The organism is Roseinatronobacter ekhonensis (assembly GCF_900499075.1).
GTDB lineage: Bacteria > Pseudomonadota > Alphaproteobacteria > Rhodobacterales > Rhodobacteraceae > Roseinatronobacter > Roseinatronobacter ekhonensis.
In genome coordinates this window covers 1-2,088 of sequence record NZ_UIHC01000137.1, presented here as the reverse complement: position 1 = coordinate 2,088, position 2,088 = coordinate 1, and the positions used below count along the sequence as shown (strand labels likewise).

The following is a 2,088-nucleotide window of genomic DNA, read 5'->3' as shown; positions in this document are numbered from 1 at the left end:
CGCTCCTCCGGCGTGGCGCGGGTCAGCTATGACGGCAAGACCGTCGAGTATCGCAGCGTGGTCGAGATCGACCGCGCCATCGAGGCGCTGGACCGCGAGATCGCCGCGGCCGAGGGCCGGCGGATCGTGCGGCAGCTGCGTGTGACGTCGACGAAGGGGCTGTGATCCATGGGGCTGTTCGACCGGTTCCGCCGCCAGCCCGCCGGCGGCCCTGCGGGCATGCGTGCGCGCCTCGAAGGGGCGATGTCCCGGCGCCGGTTGCGCGGCTGGAACCCGCCGCTGGAGAACGTCAACGCGCTCGTCGCCTCGGGCGGCCCAAAGCTGCTGGCGCGGGCGCGCGAACTGGTGGTCACCAACGGCTATGCCGCCAATGCCTGCGAGGCCTTCGCCGCCAATCTCGTCGGCGACGGCATCAAGCCGTCTTCGCTGATCGACGACGCGGAGCTTCGGGACCAGGTCCAGCGGCTCTGGCTCGCCTGGACCGACGAGGCGGACGCGGACGGGCTGACGGACTTTTACGGCCTTCAGGCCATGGTCGCGCGAGAGATGTTCGTCGCGGGCGAGTGTTTCGTGCGGCTGCGCCCACGTCGCACCGAGGACGGTCTGCTCGTGCCGCTGCAACTGCAGCTCCTGCAATCCGAGATGCTGCCCTTCGAGAAGACCGAGACGGCAGCCAACGGCAACCGCATCCGCTGCGGGATCGAGTTCGACGCCATCGGCAGGCGGGTGGCCTATCACTTCCGCCGCAGCCATCCGGGCGACAGCACGGACCGGCGCGTGGCGGTGCCGGAGACGGTGCGTGTGCCGGCGGCTGACGTCCTTCACGTCTATCGCCCGCTCGATGCCGGGCAGATCCGCGGCCTGCCGCATGTCGCGCCCGCCATGGTGCGGCTTTTCCTGCTGGACCAGTACGACGACGCCGAGCTCGACCGGAAGAAGACCGCGGCGATGTTCGCGGGCTTCATCACCAAGACGGCGCCCGAAGAGCCTATGATAGGCACGGAGGAGGCCGACCCCGACGGCGCGGCCATCGCCAGCCTCGAGCCGGGGACGCTGCAGGTCCTGCTGCCGGGCGAGGACGTGAAGTTCTCGTCACCGGCGGATGTGGGCAGCAGCTACGAGGCGTTCCAGTACCGCACGCTGCTCGGCGTCTCGGCCTCGCTGGGGCTGCCGTATCACCTGGTCACCGGTGACGTGCGCCAGGCCAACTATTCGAGCTTGAGGGCCGAGCTCGTCGAGTTCCGGCGTCGCGTGCAGCAGCTCCAGCACGGGGTGATCGCGCATCAGCTCTGCCGCCCGGTCTGGGCGCGCTGGCTGGAAACGGCGCGGCTGGCAGGCCGGCTGGATCTGCCCGACCCGGCCGTCGCCCAAATGGTGCAGTGGATCCCGCCCCGCTGGGACTGGGTCGATCCGCTGAAGGACATCCAGGCGCAGGTGCTGGCGATGGAGGCGGGCATCACCTCGCGGCGCAAGGTGGTGGAGGCCACCGGCTACGATGTCGAGGAGGTCGACCGCGAGAACGCGACGGACACGGCGCGCGCCGAGGGGCTCGGCCTGCGCTACCGCACCAGCCCCGGCGAGACGCAGGGCGCGCGGGCGACGCCGGCAACGCGGCCCGATCCGGGCGATGGGTCGGCAGATGACAGCGGTGACGACATCGATGCGGCCGCGACCGACCGCGCCACCAATCAGGAGTGACATCATGAACAGCTGGTACACGATCCGCGCCCGCGACGGCGGCGCGGAGGTGCTGATCTATGACGAGATCGGCGCCTATGGCGTCTCGGCCAAGGGCTTCCTCGCCGAACTCGGCGCGCTGCCGGACGAGACCGCGATCGATCTGCGGCTGAACAGCCCCGGCGGCTCGGTCTTCGACGCGGTCGCGATCCACAACGCGCTGAGCCGCCACGCCGGCAGCGTCACCGTCTGGATCGACGGGATCGCGGCCTCGGCCGCCAGCTACATCGCGATGGCGGGCGACGAGATCGTCATGCCCGAGAATGCCTTCCTGATGATCCACGATCCCTCCGGCCTCGTCATGGGCACGGCGGCGGACATGCGCGAGATGGCCGGGACGCTGGACAAGAT

General features: G+C 70.2%; 3 protein-coding genes. All 3 read left to right on the top strand.

Going from position 1 to position 2,088, the window contains the following annotated elements; translation table 11 throughout:
* The first annotated feature begins 12 nt into the window (after positions 1–12).
* A complete protein-coding gene (locus ROE7235_RS21055; RefSeq protein WP_121097652.1) occupies positions 13–165 on the top strand; it encodes a phage head-tail joining protein in 153 nt (50 codons plus the stop codon).
* Between the two features lie 3 nt (positions 166–168).
* Complete coding sequence (locus tag ROE7235_RS19375; RefSeq protein WP_245964048.1) at positions 169–1,698, top strand: phage portal protein; 1,530 nt, start codon at positions 169–171, stop codon at positions 1,696–1,698.
* Positions 1,699–1,702: 4 nt separating this feature from the next.
* A partial coding sequence (locus tag ROE7235_RS19370; RefSeq protein WP_183073599.1) for a head maturation protease, ClpP-related occupies positions 1,703–2,088 on the top strand: 386 nt, incomplete at its 3' end.